Here is a 1,284-nt window from a genome sequence, read left to right as displayed (position 1 = left end):
ATTGCTTTCTTTGAGGAACAATTGTCCAAGGCGCCAGATTCGAAAGATGGTAAGGCTAAACTCGTTGCTAAAGCTCAAGCCATAAAAGATATTGTGTTCAATAAAGAAGCGAACGACTACTTCGACACCACTGAACCTGAAAATAAGCTAGCTCGAATCATATTTTCTTATTATGGCGCTCTTAATGCTCAGCTAAAAGGAGATGAAGTTCGTGCTCGTAGTTTGTTTGAAAGTATCGTCCATGAAAATCCAGAACTCTTTTGTGTACAGGAAGCGAAGAAATATTTAGGAAGTAATAATGTTTCCTAGTACCTTTCGTTTAAATTAAGTAAAAGAGAGTAATCAGATCAAACAAGACTATGCAACAGTTAAATTTACTAACGAGACAGGATTGTGGAAGGTATATCATGGAGAATAGGTTTAAAACTGGGGAAAGAGGTAGTTGCTATAGTTTTTGTTATTGGTACTTTAATTAATGGTGATACAGTTAGTGCATCGACATTTGGCTTTGGAGTCTTGATAGCGATTCTAGTAATTGCGATCGACTTCTTATATTTAAGTTCTACAATGGAGGATAATGGTGAAAGAGATAATAAATAACTATTCGTTGAAAATATCTAGATTTGAAATTCCCAAATTATATAATTTGACAAAAATAGTATACATTTGCTTAATTCCTATAGTTTGCCTATCATTTATAGGCATGGTTGTTGAATTATTTAAAGGTGGGGAAATGAATTTTATGAAATTCATTACTTATACGGTAGTATGTTTTGGGTTTGAGACATTGATTTCATTAAACAATAAACTGGTTAAATTAGCTGTAGATAATATCTTTTTGACAGATATTAATTTCGACAAGCACATAAGTTATTATCGTTATGTAGCTGAACACTCAGTCAAGTCTCAACAACTGTTTAATAATGCAAATTGTTTACTAGCTATTGCCCAAGCCACATACTACCAAGGAAAGTTTGAAGAAACACTTGATAATTTGGAACGAATAAATTTTGAGGGTAAAAATTTTAATAAGAAATTTGAAATCGAATTATCCACAATTTACTTTAAGATTGTTTCACTTATCCATGCTGATAGAGCAGAAGAAATTTCGAACCAAATCGATATGTTAGCTACATTAAAAGTTCGAACAAATTCTCAGGTTGCTAGGAAGACGAATGTAATAAACATAATAAAAGCTATAGAGGATATTGTTTTAAAGAAAAAATCAAACGACTACTTTAACATTACTGAGCCAGAAAGTAAGCTAGCTCGAATCATGTTTTC

Annotated in this window: 2 protein-coding genes and 1 pseudogene; all 3 read left to right on the top strand. The window is 32.2% G+C overall.

Going from position 1 to position 1,284, the window contains the following annotated elements:
- Window positions 1-309: pseudogene (locus HMPREF2701_RS01780) on the top strand (hypothetical protein); the annotation flags it as partial.
- Window positions 310-393: 84 nt separating this feature from the next.
- Window positions 394-600 (top strand): hypothetical protein, encoded by a 207-nt coding sequence (locus HMPREF2701_RS01775; protein WP_061590112.1) that lies wholly within the window; start codon window positions 394-396, stop codon window positions 598-600.
- Window positions 601-733: 133 nt separating this feature from the next.
- The coding region (locus HMPREF2701_RS11405; protein WP_261674394.1) for a hypothetical protein at window positions 734-1,284 on the top strand (551 nt) is incomplete at its 3' end.

This window comes from Streptococcus sp. HMSC077D04, from assembly GCF_001808785.1.
Taxonomy (GTDB): Bacteria; Bacillota; Bacilli; order Lactobacillales; family Streptococcaceae; genus Streptococcus; species Streptococcus mitis_BX.
This window is presented reverse-complemented; position numbering and strand designations above follow the sequence as displayed.